This window comes from Roseibium sp. AS2 (assembly GCF_038900065.1).
GTDB lineage: Bacteria > Pseudomonadota > Alphaproteobacteria > Rhizobiales > Stappiaceae > Roseibium.
The window spans coordinates 326,072-344,735 of sequence record NZ_JBBMQN010000007.1; the positions used below are offsets into that span (position 1 = coordinate 326,072).

Consider the following 18,664-nt stretch of genomic DNA (forward strand, 5'->3'; position numbering starts at 1 on the left):
TTGGTACCCTAGAATAGGTCGTAGCGGGGACGGTCCTGTTCCCACTGATACTTGACAAGCGCGACCAGGGCCTCGTCCCCCTGAACAGGTTCGCGCCCGGATTGCTGGAAAAAATTCGCAAGGGCGTCGCGCGTTTTCCGCCCGGGCTGGCCATCGACAGGACCGGGTTCGAAACCGAGATCCGTCAGGGCCTGCTGCAGAACCTTCGCCTTGTAGCCGCTTTGAGCCTTGCTCAATGTGTCTCTGGCCTGTTCGGCCGCAGACGATGTGGGGTCGATGGCCACGGCCATGGCAAGCATGCGCACCCGGTCCCGGCCCGCCGTCTCACCGGACTGTCTGCCAAGCATGAAGGCTGTGTTGAATGCGCCCCAGGGATCGCCTCTCTGGGCGCTTTCGCGAAACCAGCGCGTGGCTTCCTGTTCGTTTTTCTCGACCCCCTGGCCATTGAAATAGAGCAGCCCGATCGCGGTGCCGGCCGCCGGGTGGCCGCCGTCATGCGCCTTGCGGAACCACCCCAGCGCGGCTTCATTGTCCTCAGGAACGCCTTTGCCATCCCGGTAGAGCGTGCCCATGTTCAGGAACCCATAGATGTCATTACGCGCAGCGGACCTGTTGTAGTAGTAGACGGCCCGGTCGACGTTTTCATCGACGTGCTGGCCCTGCAGGTAAAATCCGCCGATGGCGTTGTAGGAAAACGTATGCCCGGCCTCGACGGATTGCAGGAGCCTTTTCAGTCCCGCCGCTTCATCCTGAGGCGTTCCGTCGCCCTTGATTTCCGCAATTCCGAGGGAGTGCATCGCATAGGCATCGCCGCGCTCGGCCGCCTTGCGATAAAGTTCCACAGCCTTCTCGCGGTCCCGGTCGATGCCGGCCCCGAGAAAATACATGCGCCCCAAGACCTGACCCGCCCGCACATGGCCCATCTGGTAGGCCTGTTCGAAGAAGGCGATCGCCCCGGCGAGATCTCCCGCCGCGAATGCACCGCGGCCGCGCTGGAACACGAAGCGGCCGATTTCGGGATAGGCGGCCATTGCCGCCGCACATGCGCTGTCGACTTCGCCGCTGTCGAGAAGGTTCGCCAGGCGGCCTTCCGTGACGGCCTGCAGATCGAAGGGCTGGGTTGCCAGCGCATCGCACTGGGTAATCCGCGGCTGTACGACTTGCGTGACCGTGGCAGGCTGGACGCCGTTTACCGCAGGCAATTCCATCACGAATTTTCCCGCCGTCGACTGGCTGCCGATTTGCGGGCGAACGGTCAGGGACGCCAGGGCACTCGCCGGGAACCGGTCACCGGCCTGCAGCAACCGCCCATCGGACGACAGCTGCAGGTCGCTTTCAACGGAAACGATTTTCAACCAGTCGCTCGTCGGCGGCAGACCGTTGGCGGGAGCCTGCGGATAGACCGGAACGGGGCCAACGCCGATATCGACCTCCACGGCACCTGAGCTCTGGTCCGCGATCCAGGCAAGAAGTTCGCCGAGACGTTGGCCCCGATCTTCCGCCTGTGTGTCTTGTGCGGGCTGTTCCACAACTTGGGCAAGGGTCACGGACGCAATGGCGGAAGCGGATCCGCCCCACTCGTCCTTCACGTCGTAACCGATCAGCTCAACATCGCCGGCACTCGAACCCGTCGGGACATATTCCAGGCTGGCGAGTTCGGCTGCGGTCAACTCGGTTCCCTCGGCCACGGTCCGTCCGCCGGGCAGCCGGAGTTCGCCGTTCTCCGGCGAAAGCGTGAGGATTGCCTGCAGTGTCCCGCCTTCCGGCTGCACCGGCTCGGGAATATTGAGAGCCACGGCAGGACTGTCAACGGAAGCGCTTACCCTGTGATGGGCCGTCACGATCGGTTCCGGTTTCGGGGGCACGAAATAGAAATTCGTGACCAGAGTGGAATCCTCATAAGGAATCTGCTGGCCGCCGGTCTTGCGCACGACCTCATCGCGCACCCGCGTCATCAGGTCCTTGATCTCGAGTGTGGGGTTCAGTGCGTTGCCGACGACCGAAGAGGTGAAGGGGCTCATGGGGCCCTGGCCGTCGAATGCCACCTGCCCCGGTCTGGTCGCGTAGGAAATGAAGCTGCCGAGCTTGTTGGGAATGCGCCGCAGGCCTCTGGTCTTGCCGAGCGCGTATTCTTCCTCACCCCAGAACAGACTGGCGATTTCGAACGGATTGTCCCGGCAGGCATCCAGCATCACGATCTGCAGGCTGGACGCGGCCTTCATGTAATCCAGCAGATGCGACACCTTGAGGCTTTCGAACTCCAGATCATATTGGGACGTCAGCTTGGCGTCGACCGGCAGAATGAAATTTGAGTCGCCCACCTGGAGCGCATGCCCCGAATAGTAGAACAACGCCGTGTCGCCGTCGTTCAGCTCCCTCAGGAAACGGCGCACGACCTTTTCCAGATCCTTCTTGCTCAGGTTCAGCCCGACCGTTACGTCGAAATCCGCTTCCTGGAGGACCTTGGTGATCTCCTTGGTATCGTTCTCCGGATTCTCCAGGGGTTCCACAAACTGGTAGTCCTGGTTGCCGATCACCAGCGCCACGCGGCGCCCGTCTTCCGACTGAGCCGCAGCAAAGGCGGACCCCGTCGCCAGTGCAAGTCCGAGAGGACCGGCAAGAACACCGAAGCGCACCGCCCGCCTCAGGCGCTTGTTAAAAGGTGCCTTCGGCTTCTCAGTCCGCCGGTAAGCAAGAGGTGTAATATCAAAATTTTGCATAATGCCCTCAGCACTGGATCACGCTGTCAAACCTACATGCCTGAGCCATTGCCTGTCTGTGACGAAACTCACACTATCGGCGGACCGGCCCAATCGCATCCGGCGCCCCCCAGCTCCCTTTTCCTTACGTCAAGTGATACATACTTACCATCCGGACGCAAGCCGGTCCGGGACCTCGCCGGGCCCGCCATTTCAATTCCGCGCGAGTCGGCCTAGGCTGAAAAAAATCAGGACACCCGGTATCGACATGACGGCACAACTCAAAGTCCGCCCGCTGCGGCAAGACGAAATCCATATCCCCATTGAAATGGCCAAGGAGGAAGGCTGGAACCCGGGTCTTGAGGACGGACCGGCTTTTCACGCCGCGGATCCGACCGGGTTTCTCGCAGGCGAAATCGACGGCAAGCTGGTCAACGTGATTTCCGCCGTTCGCTACGGCGATGCATTCGGTTTCATCGGTTTTTATATCTGCAAACCCGAATTCAGGGCACATGGCTACGGACACCGGATCTGGAGCCATGCCATGACCTACATGGGTTCCCGCCTGATCGGCCTTGACGCGGTCAAGGAACAGACAGGCAGTTATGCCGAACACGGCTTCAAGCCGGTCTACCGCAACGTGCGCCATGCGGGACTGTCGCTCTGCGACACGCCCATGGACCCGCGTCTGGCACAGCTCGGCCAGGGCCTGTTTCCCGCCGTACGCGACTACGACCAGACCTTCTTCCCGGCGCCGCGCACCGGATTTCTCCAGCTCTGGACCGCGCCGATGCTGGAAACACGCAGAGGCTTCGCTTTTGTCGAAGACGGGAGCCTCAAGGGTTACGGTGTGATCCGCCAGTGCGCCGAGGGTTACAAGATCGGTCCACTGTTTGCCGATACCCCCGCAATTGCCGACACTCTGTTTCGCGCACTCGCGGGACAGGTAAAGGGGCAAATGGTCGTTCTGGATACGCCTGAGCCAAATCCCGGCGCCCTGTTGCTCGCTGAAAAATACGAGCTGTCACCTGAGTTCGAAACCTTCCGCATGTACCGCGGCCCGGTGCCCGATCTGCCGATGGACCAGATCTACGGGATCACGACCTTCGAGCTGGGCTGACGTTTTGCAGCGGCCTGACGGCGCCTCAGGCGGCGCACGATGCCGTCCGTCTGCCATCCATGCGTCACGCATCCGGCAAACGGCGGATGCTCTGATAGGCCAGGATGGCGCCGGCCAGATCTTCCAGGGCTGCCCCGACCGATTTGAACAGCGTGACCGCATCCTCCGACGAACGACCGGCATGGTCGCCGCGGCAGAGGTCATACAGGTCGGCCCTGATGTCCTCACCGGTGATCACTCCGGAGCGCATCGGCTGAACGATGTCGCCCCCCTCGGACAGGCAGCCGTCGCGTGTGTCGACATAGATCTCCGCGCGCCCAATCAGGGTGTCGTCGCTTTCACGCATGCTCGGCTTGAAGGCGCCGACAAGATCGACATGGGTGCCAGGTGATACGAAATCTCCCTTGATCAGGGGCACGGACGACATGGTGGCGGAGCTGATGATGTCGGCCTTTGGGAGCGCATCCTCCAGTTGGCCGGCGACCGCCATCCTGACCGGAATGGTCCCCTTGAGCGCGTCAACCAGCGCTTCGGCCTTGTCTGCGGACCGCCCCCAGATGGTTATCGTATCAATGGGCCGGACCGCCATGTGAGCGGCAATCAAGTTCGCGGCCAGACGCCCGGTCCCGAGCACCAGCAGATGGCGGGCTTCCGGGCGCGCCAGATATCCGGCGGCGAGCGCGGAAGCTGCGGCCGTGCGCCGGGCCGTCAGTTCACCGCCGTCCACCAGCGCCAGCATTTCACCGGTGCTGGCATCCGATAACAGGTACTGCGCGGCAACCGCTGGCATGTTTCGTGCTGAATTTCCCGGAATCACGTTGACAACCTTGACGCCGGCAAAGCCGCCGGGAACCCAGGCCGGCATCAACAGCATGGTGCCGTCCGCCTCTCCCGGTATCTCCATGTCGTGGTGATGCCGGGTGGGCATGACGCAGCCGTCGCGAAACATTTCGCGAAGCGCATTTATCAGCTCGGGAAACGGCAGGGCGTCACGGGTCTGGTTTTCAGTCAGGAGAAGCATTTCGGGTCAACCGCGGTCAGGGAAATCGGCAGGCATACAAACCACATTCAATGCCGGCTTCCAAGGCCGGGGCCCGCAATATCTGTTCAGGCTGCGGATGTCTCAGGACAAATCGAAAATCATCATCACATAGGCGGCGAACAGGCTCAGGTGAACAGCCCCTTGCAGATAACTTGTCTGTCTGTTCCCGAACGTGAGCAGACTTACGAACAGGGTCAGGATCAGAAGAATGATTTCCGGCGTTTCGAGGCCGAGTTCGACATTCAGTCCCATCACGGAGGCCACGATGACCACTCCGGGCACGGTCAGGCCGATGGTTGCGACCGCCGACCCCAGGCAGATATTGACCGCCCGTTGCAGCTTGTTCTCACGGGCAGCCTGGAGCGCACTCAGCCCCTCGGGCATCAGCACCAGAGCCGCGACGATGAACCCGCTCAAGGCAAGGGGAGCCCCAAGCCCGTCGATGCCGAATTCCACGTAAAGCGCCAGTTTCTTCGACAGCAGAATGATCGGCAGAAGCGCGCCGAACAGGCCGACCACATGAAACGGCATCGATCGAACCACGATGTCGTGATGGCCGTGGTCATCGTCCGTTGCGTCGGGTTGGCGGAAAATGTCGCTGTGGGTGACCATCTGTATCGCAAGGAAGACCCCGTAGAGCAGGACCGACATGACCACTTCGAAGCCGGCCTGGATCGGTGACAGTTCACCGCCCGGCGCGGATTGCGTGAACCGGGGCAGCACCAGCGCGAATATCGCCAGCGGAACGAGAACCGACAGGAACGCGTTGGCGCCCTGAAGATTGTAGGTCTGATTGCGATGCCGCAAGCCTCCGGCGAGCAGACACACACCCACCAGCCCGTTGAGCACGATCATCACGACCGAAAACATGGTGTTGCGGGCCATGGTCGGGTTCGCATCACCCGAGAGCATGATCGCGACAATCAGCGCCACCTCTATGCCGATGACGGCCAGTGTCAGGATCAGTGTTCCGAACGGTTCTCCGAGCAGCGTTGCAAGGCATTCCGCGTGGCGCACCACCGAAAAGGCGCACCACATCACAGTGGCGAAAATAACCCCCAGCAGGAGCAGCGAAGGGCCGATGCCCACCCTGTCCGGAGACAGGCTGTCCCCCGCATAAAAGAAAACGGCAAAAATGGCGAAGCCAGTGAGGCTGGGCAATTCGGATCTGAGACTTTTCACTAGAAGACACCGGCCTGGCGAGGAATAAAATCAGGCAAAGTATAGGCTGCGGCTTCATGGTCCAGCAACCCGGAGGTCTCCGTTTTACAGACCTCCCACAACAAAAGCCGGCGCGGGGCGCCGGCCTGGTTGATTCCGATCGACCTCTTGTTCAGATCGCAAGGTATTCCTGGCGCAGCTCGGCATTGTCGAGAACATCCTGGGCCGACCCGTCGAAAACCACTTCGCCCATATCGAGGATGACGGCACGGTCCGCAAGATGAAGCGCGGCAATCGCGTTCTGTTCGACAATCACGGTGGTGATGCCCAGTTCCTTGACACCCTCGAGGATACGCTCGATTTCCTGAACGATGACAGGCGCAAGTCCTTCATAGGGCTCGTCGAGCAGCAGCAGCTTGATGTCCCTTGCAAGGATCCGGGCAAGGGCAAGCATCTGCTGTTCGCCGCCGGACATGGTCACGGCGTCCTGTGCGCGTCTTTCCGCCAAACGTGGAAAATGATCGTAAATGCGCTCGATCGACCAGCCCTTGGGCTCGGCGATCTGGGACAGTTCCAGATTTTCCTGAACCGTCAGACCTGGAATGATCCGTCGATCCTCGGGAACGAGCCCCACACCCAGTCGTGCGGCCTGGTAGCTCTTCATTTCGTGCAACGGCTTGTGATCCAGCCAGATTTCGCCGCGGGTCAACTGGGGGTCGTCCATGCGGGCTATGGTGCGCAACGTGGACGTCTTGCCAGCACCGTTGCGGCCCAGCAGAGCCAGGATTTCGCCCTCCCGGATATCGAAACTGACACCCTGGACAATATAGCTTTCGCCGTAATAGGCGTGCATGTCCCAAGCGGAGAAGAATGCGGGGGCGGCACCCGCCGCCTTTTTTGGCTGGACGCCCGGAGCGGTCCGGCCGCTGAACTGATCTTCGACAATGGTCACAGGTGCGCTCCTCCGAGATAGGCTTCCTGAACGCGCGGATCGCCCTTTATGTCCGTCGGCTTGCCTTCCGCGATGATCGCTCCCTGAGCAAGCACCGTGACCTTGTCGGCCAGCGAGAACACGACATGCATGTCGTGCTCGATGACCACCTTGGTGATGCCGCGGTCACCGATGCGCTTCAGGAGATCGATGGTGTTGTTGGTATCGGCCCGCGACATGCCCGCGGTCGGTTCATCCAGAAGCAGAAGCTTGGGGTCCTGCGTCAGGCACATGGCCAGTTCGAGGCGGCGTTTGTCACCCCGGGACAGGGATCCCGCAATGTCGTCCTTCTTTTCCGCCAGCCCGACATCCTCAAGCATGTGGAGTGCCTTGTCCTGAACTTCCGCATCCTGGTCGAGGCGCTTGAAGATATGCAGGGCAAACGTGCCGTCCCGCTTTGCCATCGTCGGGATCATGATGTTTTCCAGAAGCGTCAGTTCGGCAAAGATCTCCGGGGTCTGAAACACCCGCGACACGCCCACCTGATTGATCTGGTAGGGCTTCATGCCGGTCAGCGACACATCGCCGAACATCACGCTGCCGGTGTCCGGGATCAGTCGGCCGATGAGGCAATTCAGGAAGGTCGACTTCCCTGCCCCGTTCGGCCCGATGATCGCGTGCACATCGCCCTCTTCCACCGAGAAGTTCACATTGTTGAGGGCTCTCAATCCGCCGAACGACTTGTTAACGCCCTCTACGCGCAAGATTTCCATGTTGTGTGTTCCTTACTCAGCAGGGGACGTCGTGCCGCGTTGATCCGATTTCGAGGATTTCCTCCTGAACAGGCGGCCGATCCGGGAAACACCTTCCATGATCCCGCCCGGCAGGAAGACCACGATCAGCATGAACAGCACACCAAGGGTCAGATGCCAGCCCTCGCCGACAAACAGGCTCGCGACAGAGACCACCGGCGCTTCCAGAAAGCCTGGCAGGAACCCGAAGATCTCGTGCAGTGTCTGCTCGTTGAACGCGGAGAAGATATTCTCGAAATACTTGATCAGCGCCGCACCGAAGATCGGCCCGAGCAGGGTTCCCGCCCCGCCGAGAATGGTCATGAGAACCACCTCACCCGACGCGGTCCACTGCATGCGTTCCGCACCGGCCAGCGGATCGGTGATGCACATCAGCGCGCCGGCAAGACCGGCATACATGCCCGATATGACGAAGGCCGCCAGCGTATAGGGGCGCGGATTGAGCCCGGTATACGTCATCCGGTTCTGGTTGGTCTTCACGGCCCGCAGCATGATGCCGAAGGGTGAACGGAAGATCCGCTGCGCAATGAAGAAACCGATCAGCAGCACCACGGCACAGAAGTAGAACCCGCCCCATCCCGTCATTTCAATTCCGAACAGGTTGGCGATCAGCGGTCCGTCGCTTGCTGTCGAGCTGTCGAAAATGCGTGGATCGGATTGCAGGACCCGCAGGCCGGTCTCCCCGTTCGTGATCGGCGTCAGCACCGAATAGGCGAGGTTGTAGGACATCTGCGCGAAGGCAAGCGTCAGGATCGAGAAATAGATGCCTGAGCGGCGCAGCGACACATAGCCGATCCCCAGGGCGAACACGCCCGACGTGACCACCGCAAGCACGGCGGCAGGAACCGGGTTCATGCCGAGCAGCTTGAAGGACCAGACGGCCGTATAGGACCCGACCCCGAGGAAGGCGGCATGGCCGAACGACAGGTAGCCGGTCAGGCCGAACAGCAGGTTGAAGCCGGTTGCGAACAGTCCGAAGATCGCGAATTTCTGCAGGAGATCCGGATAGCCCGCGCCGACCGGCGCCAGCCATATCGGCATGGTGAGGATTGCGACGGCGAAGATACCGAAAAACATCAGGTCGCGTGCAGGAGACATTCTTGTACTCATTTTAGTTCTCCATGACGCCTTTGCGGCCCATCAGCCCGCGCGGACGCACGAGGAGGATAACCACTGCAACGAGGTAGATGATGATCTGGTCAATGCCCGGAAGAATTGCCTTGACCTCGTTCATGGAGGCGAAGGACTGCAGGATGCCAAGCAGGAAGCCCGCGGCGACAGCGCCCGGAAGCGACCCCATGCCGCCGACCACGACGACCACGAAGCTGAGCACCAGGAAATCCATGCCCATGTGATAATCCGGCGGCAGGATCGGCGTGTACATGACACCGGCAAGCCCGGCAACGACCGCGGCGAGCGCGAAGACCACAGTAAACCGGCGTTCGATGTTGATGCCGAGCAGCCCGACGGTATGACGGTCCGCCATGCCCGCCCGTACGACCATGCCGAAGGTGGTGAATTGAAGAAACGCAAAGACGGCAGCGATGATGGCTCCGGCAAAACCGAGATAGACCATGCGCCAGTAGGGATAGACAATCACCCCGGGATCGAAGCCGAACACGGCGCCGATATCGGCCGCGCCACGCACCGCCTGGGGGGCGGCCTGGGGGATCGGATTGGCACCGAAAATGGATTTGATGATCTCCTGCAGGACGATCGCGAGGCCGAACGTCACGAGGATCTGATCCGCATGCGGACGGTTATAGAAGTGCTTGATCAGGCCCCGTTCCATGACGAACCCGATGATCAGCATGACCGGAATGGCAAGCAGGATGGATGCAGGCACGGAATAATTGAGGATCCAGGCGCCGAAGTCGCCGAAATAGGCCTCGATATAAGGCGTGCGAATTTCGAGCGGCGTGCCCCAGGCCGTGGTCTTGTCCGGATCGAGCGCGACAATTTCCAGGCTTAGCAACGCGTTGAAGGACACGGCACAGAACGCACCGAGCATGAACAACGCACCGTGAGCGAAGTTGACGACCCCGAGCGTGCCGAAGATCAGGGTCAGTCCCAGGGCGATCAGCGCATAGGCGCCACCCTTGTCCAGCCCGTTGAGCAATTGTAGAACTATCACATCCATTGTCTTGCCGCTTGTTTTGCTAAGCCCAAGTGCCTCTTGATCGAAAGCAGCCGCCGGAGCCTGAAGCCCCGGCGGCTGCGATTTTCAAGGCCTTAAACGCCGTTGTTGCACGCCCCGAGATCACCGCCGAGCAAATCGGCCGGATATTCGACCTGAGCGCGCGGGGTGACTTCGACGACTTCAAGAACGTCGAACTGGGAGCTCGGATTTTCCTTACCCTTCACGACCAGAACATCCTTGAAGCACTGGTGATCGTCTGCACGATAGAGGGTCGGACCATTGCCCATGCCGTCGAACTCGAAGCCTTCCAGCGATGCTGCGAGGGCACAGGGTTCGAAGGTACCGGCACGCTGCGCCGCATCCGCATAAAGCAGAGTCTGCACGTAGCAGGTGTGCGCTGCCTGGCTCGGCGGGAAGCCGTATTCCTGGCCGAAGGATTTCACGAAGGCCTTGGAGCCTTCGTCCTGCAGCGACCAGTGCCAGTTGGTGGAGCCGAAGATGCCCTTGACGTTTTCGCCGGCACCCTGCGCCATCAGGCGGGAGTAAAGCGGAACGACGATGGCGAAGTCCTTGCCGTTGACCTGCTTGTCGCGCAGACCGAACTGGACCGCCTGGGTCAGGGAGTTGACCATGTCCTTGCCGTAGTGGTTCAGGACAAGCACGTCGGCACCGGAGTTCAGCACCGGTGTGATGTACTGCGAGAAGTCGCCTGCGCCGAGCGGCGTGCGCACGGCGGCAGCCGTGTTCCAGCCCATGTTCTCGGTGTACTTCTTGATGGACCCTTCCTGGGACCAGCCCCAGGTGTAGTCCGCTGTCAGGTGATACGCGGTCCGGTCGGTTCCGAAGGCGTTCTTGAGCACCGGAGCCAGAGCCGCGCCGGACATTTCCGTGTTGAAGAAGTGACGGAAGCCGTTCTTGCGCTTGTCCTTGCCGGTGGTGTCGTTGGAGTGGGTCAGACCGGCCATGAAGATCACGCCGGCTTCCTGGCAGAGCGACTGAACCGCGATTGCCACGCCGGAGGACGAACCGCCGGTGATCATCACGGCACCGTCTTTTTCGATCATGCGCTTTGCGGATGCACGGGCCGCATCGGACTTGGTCTGCGTGTCACCGGTCACGAAAGCGACCTTCTTGCCGTTCACACCATTGCCGCCAAGGGCCTTGGAAGAGAAGGTGTTCAGCATGCCGCCGTCGCCTTCACCGTTGATGTGTTTCACGGCGAGCTGATAGGCGCGCAGTTCGTCGGCGCCTTCATCGGCGTATGCGCCGGTCTGCGGCACGTTGAAACCCAGGACCACTTCACCGCCGGTCGGCTCGTTCAGGTAGCCTGCGGACCATGCCCGGCTTGTGAAAATCGTCGGCGTTGCCAGTGCAGCGCCACCCATTGCGCCTGCGCGCAGAATGGAACGACGATTAAGGGGTTTGCGAATTAAGCTCATACTTTCCTCCCAGAAAAGCATGGCGGACCCACCTTGGATCCACCTGCCAGTAGCTGTACAGCGGCAAGCAATTCTGGCCCTTACCCCGTCCGGAAGACCGGCTCCTCTGTTCCAAAACTGCAAGCTGTACCGACTGTAAAAAACTCACCTGCACATCAGCAATACGACTATCGGATCGTCTCCCCTGGCCATGTCCTTATACTTTCGAAGTAATCACGGCTAAATTCAATCCGCGAAAACTATTCGATACCGCATCGCACCATTAACTTTCGCGTTCGTTTCCATACACTTATAATTCTTTGCTTCGCTACTGCGAAGTTCCGTTTACGTAATGGTAGAAACCGATAGGCTTTCAAGATCTTAGACCAAAGTGCAAGACCCTTCAAAGTGTGCGATTCGCCATTAAACTGACGGTGAGCTGGAAATTGACGATGAGCCGGCACGACAGCTAAAGTCCTCGCATTGGCCACGCCCTTACCACGACATCCGGACATCGACTCATGAGCCTGCTGACAACGCTGGATGCGCTGCACGCGCACTACGGAACCCCGGGAAAGGCTTCCCTGATCAAGGAAAGCGCCCACCTGACCCCTGCCTATCGCAAGATCGTCGAAACCTCCCGCTTTTGCGCCCTGTCCACATGCGGCCCGGAAGGCCTGGACTGCTCCCCCCGGGGAGACGACGAGGCCGTCGTCAGGATCCGCGACGAACGCACCCTGCTCCTGCCCGACAGGCGCGGCAACAACCGGATCGATTCCCTGCGCAATATCGTGAGAGACCCGCGGGTTTCGCTCATGTTCATGGTGCCCGGCTGGAACAACGTGCTCAGAATAAACGGCGAAGCCGCCCTGTCCGTCGATCCCGACCTGCTCGCTTCCTTTGAAAAGGAAGGGAAGCCTCCGCGCAGCGTCATCGTCATCACCACAGGCACGATCTATTTTCAGTGCGCCCGGGCAATCATGCGGGCGGATCTGTGGAATGCGCAGCAGCAGACCGCCAGCGGCGACTTGCCGACACCAGGTGACATCATGCAGGAGATCGAGGACGGTTTCGACGGTCGGTCCTATGATCAGGACTGGCCGGAACGCGCAAAAACCTCGATGTGGTAGAAAACAGCAGGTGCGGCGCGCCCTTTCCCGCCCGGGATTCGTCGGGCGCCGGAACCCGACTGCGCTTTTTCTGATCGCCGTTTGCCGGTCGATTTCAGGAAACGGCCTTGGAAGCATCCGGAATTAGGGCCATATCTGTCTCAGATCAATTCATTCCCGCCGAGGACACCATGACAACCAATCCGCTTCTTGCCGACTGGGACACGTCGTTTCAACTGCCACCGTTCGCACAGATCGAGCCCGCCCATTTCGAAGAAGCCTTCGATGTGGCGATGGCACAGGCCCGTCGGGACATCGACCTGATTGCCGCGCAGGACGATGAGGCCACGTTCGAGAACACCGTGGTGGCCATGGAACGGTCCGGGGAAGCCCTCACACGCGTGGCCCGTACTTTTTTCAACCTCACGGGAGCTCATACCAGTGAGGCCCTGCAGAAAACAGAACGTGCCGTGGCGCCGAAACTTGCAAAGCACGGTTCGGACACCCTCTTGAACGCAAGTCTCTCCGACAGGATCGCCGCCCTGTGGGACAAGCGGGACACGCTTGGCCTGAATGACGAGGAGGCCCGCGTGCTGGAGCGCTATCACAAGATGTTCCAGCGTGCCGGAGCCTCCCTCGACGCGGCGGGCAAGGCGCGCATGGCGGAGATTTCGCAACGCCTGGCGACGTTGGGCACGGATTTCTCCCAGCATGTCCTGAAGGACGAATCGGATTTCCAGCTCGTTCTTGAAACGGAAGAGGACCGCGCCGGCCTGCCGGACTTCCTTCTGACGGCGGCAGCCGAAGCCGCCAGGGAACGCGGTCTGGACGGCAAGCATGTGATCACGCTGTCCCGTTCCTCCATCGAGCCGTTCCTGCAGTTCTCGACCAACAGGGCTTTGCGCGAAGAAGCCTTCAGGGCCTGGACGTCACGCGGCGAGACCGGCGGAGAGACTGATAACCGCGCGATTATTCAGGAAACGCTGGCGCTGCGCGCAGAAAAATCCCGCCTGCTCGGCTTCAAGACATTCGCCGAGTTCAAACTCGACGACACCATGGCGAAAACTCCGGACAACGTGCGCGACCTCCTGACGACCGTCTGGGAGCCAGCCGTTGCCCAGGCCCGCGAGGAAGAGGCCAGGCTCGCCGAAATGGCGCGCAGCGGCGGTGAAAACCATCCCATCGAAGCGTGGGACTGGCGGCATTACTCGGAAAAAGTCCGCAAGGCCGAGCACGACCTCGACGAGACGGAACTCAAACCGTATCTCCAGCTGGAGAACATCATCAAGGCGGCGTTCGACACCGCCGGGCGCCTGTTCGGTGTTTCCTTCCGCGAACTGGAAGGGATGCCGGTGTATCATCCCGATGTCCGGGTGTTCGAGGCCCTCGACCGGTCCGGCACGCATATCGGCCTGTTTCTGGGGGACTATTTTGCCCGCCCGTCGAAACGCTCAGGCGCCTGGATGAGTGCCTTCCGCTCACAGCACAAGCTGGATGGCAATGTCTCTCCGATTATCGTCAACGTCATGAATTTCTCCAGGGGTGCGCCCGGTGAGGCGACCTTGCTGACCTTTGACGATGCCAGGACCCTGTTCCATGAATTCGGGCACGGGCTGCACGGCCTTCTGTCGGACGTGACCTATCCGATGATTTCGGGAACAAGCGTTGCGCGCGATTTCGTCGAACTGCCCTCGCAGCTCTACGAGCACTGGCTGTCTCAGCCTGAAATCCTGTCCGAGTTTGCCGTCCACTACAAGACCGGTGCCCAGATGCCCACCGATCTGTTGGACAAGCTCCTGGCCGCAGCGAACTTCAATCAGGGGTTCTCGACGGTCGAATACACCGCGTCCGCGTTGATCGACCTGGAACTGCATCTTCTGGAGGATCCCGGCAGCCTGGATGTTGCCGACTTCGAAAAGAAGGCCCTCTCCAGGATCGGCATGCCGGAGGCGATCACCATGCGCCACCGCATCCCGCATTTCCAGCATGTGTTTTCAGGCGACGGCTATTCGGCCGGCTACTACAGCTACATGTGGTCGGAGGTGATGGACGCCGACGCGTTCGAGGCGTTCGAGGAAGCCCGTGACATCTTCGATCCCCGGACGGCGAAGAACCTTCTGACGCATATCTATTCCGCGGGAGGCCGTCAGGACCCGGAAGAGGCCTATGTCGCCTTCAGGGGCCGGGCACCGAAAATCAACGCTCTGCTCAAGAAACGCGGCTTTGCCGCCTGATCCCGCCGGTCGGCCCTGCCGGCCGGTCCACGAGGCCCGCGCATGACCATGTACGACAAGAAAATTCAAACATCCGCCGAGCCGACCGGAAGATTGCTTCGAGCCGGCATGGTCCTCGCAGGGCTCTGCGGAGCGGCCGGTGTTGTCAGTCTTGCCCTGTCGGCCCATGCGGACGCCTCTTCCACCTTGAAAACAGCAGCCCAGATGCTTCTGTTTCACGCCTCGCTTTTTCTTGGGCTCGCCGTTCTCTCGCAGATCCGGCGCGTCCTGCTGCTTCCGCTTGTCATGGTCTTTCTGACCGTTGGCCTCGGCCTTTTCTGCGGCGATCTGTTCATGCGCGCGTTTGCCGGATCTCGTCTTTTCGCCATGTCCGCCCCCATCGGCGGCATGCTTGTCATCTTGTCCTGGCTGACCCTCGCGATCGGTGCTTTACGTGTCCGGCCCAAGTGATTAAAAGCCTGAAAATGAAATACTTCCGGCGTGACTTGACTGAATTTGGATTGTTTTGGTGACCTTACCCACGCAGCAGCCCGAGGACACACGGCAAGACGGCGAGATGGACATCGCCCCGGCCGAGGATTTTGTCCCGCCCTACCCGTTTCGCCACGAGAAAATGCCGCCGGTCTGGACCCTGATCGGCATGGCCAAGCGGAATTTTCTCTCCATCTGGGGAATTGACGACTTTCAAAGCCGTTTGCGCAGCAAGCGGGTTTTCACGCGCGAGTTGATCATCTGCAACCGGCCGGATGTCGTCCGCGAGGCGTTTCAGTCCAACCACGAGGTCCTTCAGCGCAAGAGCCCGCAAATGCGCCATGCGCTGGAGCCGCTTCTGGGCGACGGCCTGTTTATCAGCGACAGTGAAACCTGGGCCAAACGCCGCAAGGTGGTCGCACCGATCATTCACGGCTCGCGCGTCAAGGGATTCGCGCCGATCATGATCGACACCATCGATGAGAAACGCGCCGAATGGGCCGCGCTCGGCGACGGCGCGGAGATCGACGCACTCGCCGACATGGCGCATCTGACCGCCGAAATCATTTGCAGAACCATTTTCGGGCGCCAGCTCGGCAAGAATTACGCCGCCGAAGTCGTTCAGGGATTCTCCGAATACCAGCGCCACATCGACCAGATCGATCTGTTTTCCCTGTTCGGACTGCCCGAATGGCTGCCCCGCATCCGGGGCCGTGCCATCAAGCAGCCGGTGCAGCGTATCATGTCCGTGCTCGACGAGATCATCGACAGCTATGAAGCCCAAAAGGAAAACGGCGAGGCATCCGTGATCGGGGGCCTGCTTGAGGCGCGCGACGACGAGGGCAATCCCCTGAGCCGCGATGCGATCCGCAGCGAAGCCGCCGTGATCTTCATGGCCGGCCACGAGACCACCGCCAACACCCTCGCCTGGGCCTGGTTTCTGCTGTCCAACTGCGCCCGCTCGCGCAAGCGGTTGCAGGACGAACTCGACACGGTGCTCGGCGGGCGCACGCCAACGTTCAAGGACGTTGCCAGCCTGCCCTTCACAAAGGCGGTCATCGAAGAGACCCTGCGCCTCTACCCGCCGGTTCCGATCCTTGCCCGGGAGGCAACGGGAGACACGACCATCGGCGGCAAAGCGGTCCCGAAGGGGTCGCTGGTCATGGTGGTGCCCTGGCTGATGCACCGCAACCCGGTTCTGTGGTCGAAACCGGATGTGTTCGATCCCGGGCGCTTTCTGGATCCGAAGGCCAAGAAACCGAACAAATACGGTTATGTCCCCTTCAGCATCGGCCCGCGCATCTGCGCCGGTCTTCAGTTTGGCATGACGGAAGCGATCCTCAGCCTGGCCATTCTCGCCCAGAATTTCGAGCTGAAGCTGAAGGACGGTGCCGATATCCAGCCGGTCGCGCGGCTGACCCTGCGCCCCGGGGACCGGATGCCGATGACGCTTCACCCGCGCAGCACATGAGCAAACCGTCCCGGCTGGAAGACATCCCATTTGCCGAGACGCTCGCGGAAGACCCCGAAGCGCCGCCGTTGGGCGACCTGTTTTCCCGCGACCGGGGACTGCGCCTGAAGGCCAGCATCCACTGGATACGGCACACGAAGGACGGGCTTCTCAACACCGTCTTTCATCACATTCTGAAGCGCTGCCCTGCGCAAGCCGTTTCCAACTTCGGCAATGCGCTCGTTCCGCTGATGCGCTGGTCCTACCGCAACAAGGTCTTTCCCCGCCGCATTCGCGAAAATTTCTCCGCACTGACACAAGGCCGCTGGCCGGAAGGCGACGCCACCCGCGAAAAAGAGGCGCTGGGATGGTGGTGGGGGAACATTTCCAGGACCATATCCGAATTCAGTATCGTCAACAGTTTATGGAGTTCTTCTCGAGTTGAAGTTGAAGGTATCGAGCATCTGGAAGCCGCCCGGCGAACAGGCTGCCCCATCGTTTTCACCTCCATGCATCTCGCCACCTGGGAAGCGCTCTTCGTGGCGATACACGAAGGCCTTGCCGGCCCCAGTATCGGTCCGTTCCAGCCCGAACCGAACCGGTTCAAGAACCGGATCGTGCACGCCATCAGGAAGGAACGGAACCAGTATCTGTTCCCGCCGGGCCAGCGCAGTGCCTACCGCCTGCGCAGGCTGATGTCAGGCGGCCGGTATTCCATGACGATCTTCATTGACGAGGTGCGGGACAAACAGGTGCACTTGCCCTGTTTCGGCCGCAAGCTTCCTCAAAAAGGGAATGCGGTGGTGGCGGTCAAGATCGCCAATTCCAGCGGGGCCACACTCGTGCCGACCTACCTGACACGCATTGGACCCGCGCGTTTCAAGCTGGTCATCCTGCCTCCGATGGAAAGGCCTGAGGGTGACGGGCCCTATTCCGTTCTGCCAACGCTTCAAGCGCTCAACGATGTGTTCGAACCGATCGTGCTCGAACACATCGAGGAATGGTACATGCTGGGCGAGTTGCGTCTGCCGAAGACTTTCGCAAAGAGCGCCTGGGCCAGGTCGCTCGCCGTTCGAAATGAACAGGCCCGGCGCGGTTAGGCCTGGCGGTTAGGCTTTCAGGCGCGCCGCATGCCAGGCAACGTGATCGCGGGCGAAGGACGAGACGAAATAATAGGAATGGTCGTAGCCTTGCCGGAGGCGGTAGGTGTGCGCCGTTTTCGTATCGGCCAGGGCCGTCAGCAGCGCGGCTGGCCGCAAAAGGTCGTAGAACTGATCGTCCGCGCCCTGGTCGATGAGCACATCCGAGGCCCAGCCCTTGTCCTCCAGCAGCCGCGCTGCGTCATGGGCGGCCCACACGGTTTCATCGGGACCCAGATACGCCCCGAGCTGCTTGCGGCCCCAGTCCGACCGCGTCGGGTTGGCGATCGGCGCGAAGGCGGACAGGGACTGGTAGTGGCCGGGATATTTCATCGCCAGGGTCAGGGCGCCGTGTCCGCCCATGGAATGGCCGGTGATGCCGTGATGGACAGAGACCGCGAACTTCTCCGTCACCAGGTCGCGCAATTCGCTGGCGATGTAGGTTTCCATCTGGAAATGCGCCGCCCAAGGCGCTTCGGTGGCGTTGACGTAGAAGCCGGCTCCCTGCCCCAGATCATAGGCCTCGTCATCGGCAACGCCGTCGCCACGCGGGCTGGTGTCGGGAAACACGACGGCCAGGCCGAATTCCGCCGCATGCGCCTGAAGGCCCGCCTTGGTCATGGCGTTTTCGTGGGTGCAGGTCAGTCCGGACAAATACCACAGGCACGGAACCGGGCCGTCTTCTGCCTGCGGCGGCAGGTAAACGGCAAACGTCATTTCCGAGCCGCAGACGTCCGACATGTGACTGTAGACGCCTTGAACGCCGCCGAAGGCCTTGTTTTCAGAAACGGTTTTCATTGTCAGGGGTGTCCACTTTCGAGTGGCGGCCGCGACGGGTCGCGGCGCTGCGCAGGCGGATGATCAGTAAAGCACGACGGAGCGGATCGATTCGCCGGCATGCATCAGGTCGAAGCCCTTGTTGATGTCTTCCAGGGGCA

Annotated in this window: 15 protein-coding genes; 6 read left to right on the forward strand and 9 right to left on the reverse strand. The window is 60.9% G+C overall.

What is annotated here, in order from left to right; genetic code table 11:
* Nucleotides 1-8: 8 nt before the first annotated feature.
* Nucleotides 9-2,636, reverse strand: coding sequence for a caspase family protein (locus WNZ15_RS21005; RefSeq protein ID WP_342894976.1), 2,628 nt, complete (start codon nucleotides 2,634-2,636; stop codon nucleotides 9-11).
* Nucleotides 2,637-2,967: 331 nt separating this feature from the next.
* Here WNZ15_RS21005 and WNZ15_RS21010 point away from each other — a divergent pair, with 331 nt between their 5' ends.
* On the forward strand, nucleotides 2,968-3,819 hold the full coding sequence (locus WNZ15_RS21010; RefSeq protein ID WP_342894977.1) for a GNAT family N-acetyltransferase: 852 nt from the start codon (nucleotides 2,968-2,970) through the stop codon (nucleotides 3,817-3,819).
* A gap of 64 nt (nucleotides 3,820-3,883) precedes the next feature.
* Here the strand turns inward: WNZ15_RS21010 and WNZ15_RS21015 are convergent, their stop codons facing one another.
* From WNZ15_RS21015 to WNZ15_RS21045, 7 genes are all read right to left on the reverse strand, one after another.
* Complete coding sequence (locus WNZ15_RS21015) at nucleotides 3,884-4,840, reverse strand: ornithine cyclodeaminase family protein (protein ID WP_342894978.1); 957 nt, start codon at nucleotides 4,838-4,840, stop codon at nucleotides 3,884-3,886.
* 102 nt (nucleotides 4,841-4,942) lie between these two features.
* The gene (locus WNZ15_RS21020; protein ID WP_342894979.1) at nucleotides 4,943-6,043 is read right to left on the reverse strand and encodes a calcium:proton antiporter; all 1,101 of its coding nucleotides are present in this window, start codon (nucleotides 6,041-6,043) and stop codon (nucleotides 4,943-4,945) included.
* Between the two features lie 151 nt (nucleotides 6,044-6,194).
* A complete protein-coding gene (locus WNZ15_RS21025) occupies nucleotides 6,195-6,974 on the reverse strand; it encodes an ABC transporter ATP-binding protein (protein WP_342894980.1) in 780 nt (259 codons plus the stop codon).
* The gene (locus WNZ15_RS21030) at nucleotides 6,971-7,726 is read right to left on the reverse strand and encodes an ABC transporter ATP-binding protein (RefSeq protein WP_342894981.1); all 756 of its coding nucleotides are present in this window, start codon (nucleotides 7,724-7,726) and stop codon (nucleotides 6,971-6,973) included. Before WNZ15_RS21030 ends, WNZ15_RS21025 begins: the two co-directional genes overlap by 4 nt.
* 12 nt (nucleotides 7,727-7,738) lie before the next feature.
* Entirely contained in the window at nucleotides 7,739-8,875 is a 1,137-nt protein-coding gene (locus WNZ15_RS21035) for a branched-chain amino acid ABC transporter permease (protein WP_342894982.1), read from the reverse strand.
* A 1-nt stretch (nucleotide 8,876) separates the two neighbouring features.
* A complete protein-coding gene (locus WNZ15_RS21040; RefSeq protein WP_342894983.1) occupies nucleotides 8,877-9,905 on the reverse strand; it encodes a branched-chain amino acid ABC transporter permease in 1,029 nt (342 codons plus the stop codon).
* A gap of 92 nt (nucleotides 9,906-9,997) precedes the next feature.
* Entirely contained in the window at nucleotides 9,998-11,344 is a 1,347-nt protein-coding gene (locus tag WNZ15_RS21045; protein WP_342894984.1) for a substrate-binding protein, read from the reverse strand.
* A 500-nt stretch (nucleotides 11,345-11,844) separates the two neighbouring features.
* Here WNZ15_RS21045 and WNZ15_RS21050 point away from each other — a divergent pair, with 500 nt between their 5' ends.
* The 5 genes from WNZ15_RS21050 (at nucleotide 11,845) to WNZ15_RS21070 (ending at nucleotide 17,687) form a co-directional block, all read left to right on the forward strand.
* On the forward strand, nucleotides 11,845-12,453 hold the full coding sequence (locus WNZ15_RS21050) for a pyridoxamine 5'-phosphate oxidase family protein (RefSeq protein WP_342894985.1): 609 nt from the start codon (nucleotides 11,845-11,847) through the stop codon (nucleotides 12,451-12,453).
* Between the two features lie 170 nt (nucleotides 12,454-12,623).
* Nucleotides 12,624-14,666, forward strand: coding sequence for a M3 family metallopeptidase (locus WNZ15_RS21055; RefSeq protein WP_342894986.1), 2,043 nt, complete (start codon nucleotides 12,624-12,626; stop codon nucleotides 14,664-14,666).
* Between the two features lie 42 nt (nucleotides 14,667-14,708).
* Complete coding sequence (locus WNZ15_RS21060; protein ID WP_342894987.1) at nucleotides 14,709-15,116, forward strand: DUF423 domain-containing protein; 408 nt, start codon at nucleotides 14,709-14,711, stop codon at nucleotides 15,114-15,116.
* A gap of 58 nt (nucleotides 15,117-15,174) precedes the next feature.
* Nucleotides 15,175-16,608, forward strand: coding sequence for a cytochrome P450 (locus WNZ15_RS21065; protein ID WP_342894988.1), 1,434 nt, complete (start codon nucleotides 15,175-15,177; stop codon nucleotides 16,606-16,608).
* On the forward strand, nucleotides 16,605-17,687 hold the full coding sequence (locus WNZ15_RS21070) for a lysophospholipid acyltransferase family protein (protein WP_342894989.1): 1,083 nt from the start codon (nucleotides 16,605-16,607) through the stop codon (nucleotides 17,685-17,687). The genes WNZ15_RS21065 and WNZ15_RS21070 overlap by 4 nt, the downstream gene beginning before the upstream one ends.
* A 9-nt stretch (nucleotides 17,688-17,696) precedes the next feature.
* On the opposite strand, the gene fghA is transcribed toward WNZ15_RS21070, so the two are convergent.
* Nucleotides 17,697-18,524: an S-formylglutathione hydrolase gene (gene fghA / locus WNZ15_RS21075; protein ID WP_342894990.1), complete on the reverse strand. Its 828-nt coding sequence runs from the start codon at nucleotides 18,522-18,524 to the stop codon at nucleotides 17,697-17,699.
* Nucleotides 18,525-18,664 lie beyond the last annotated feature (140 nt).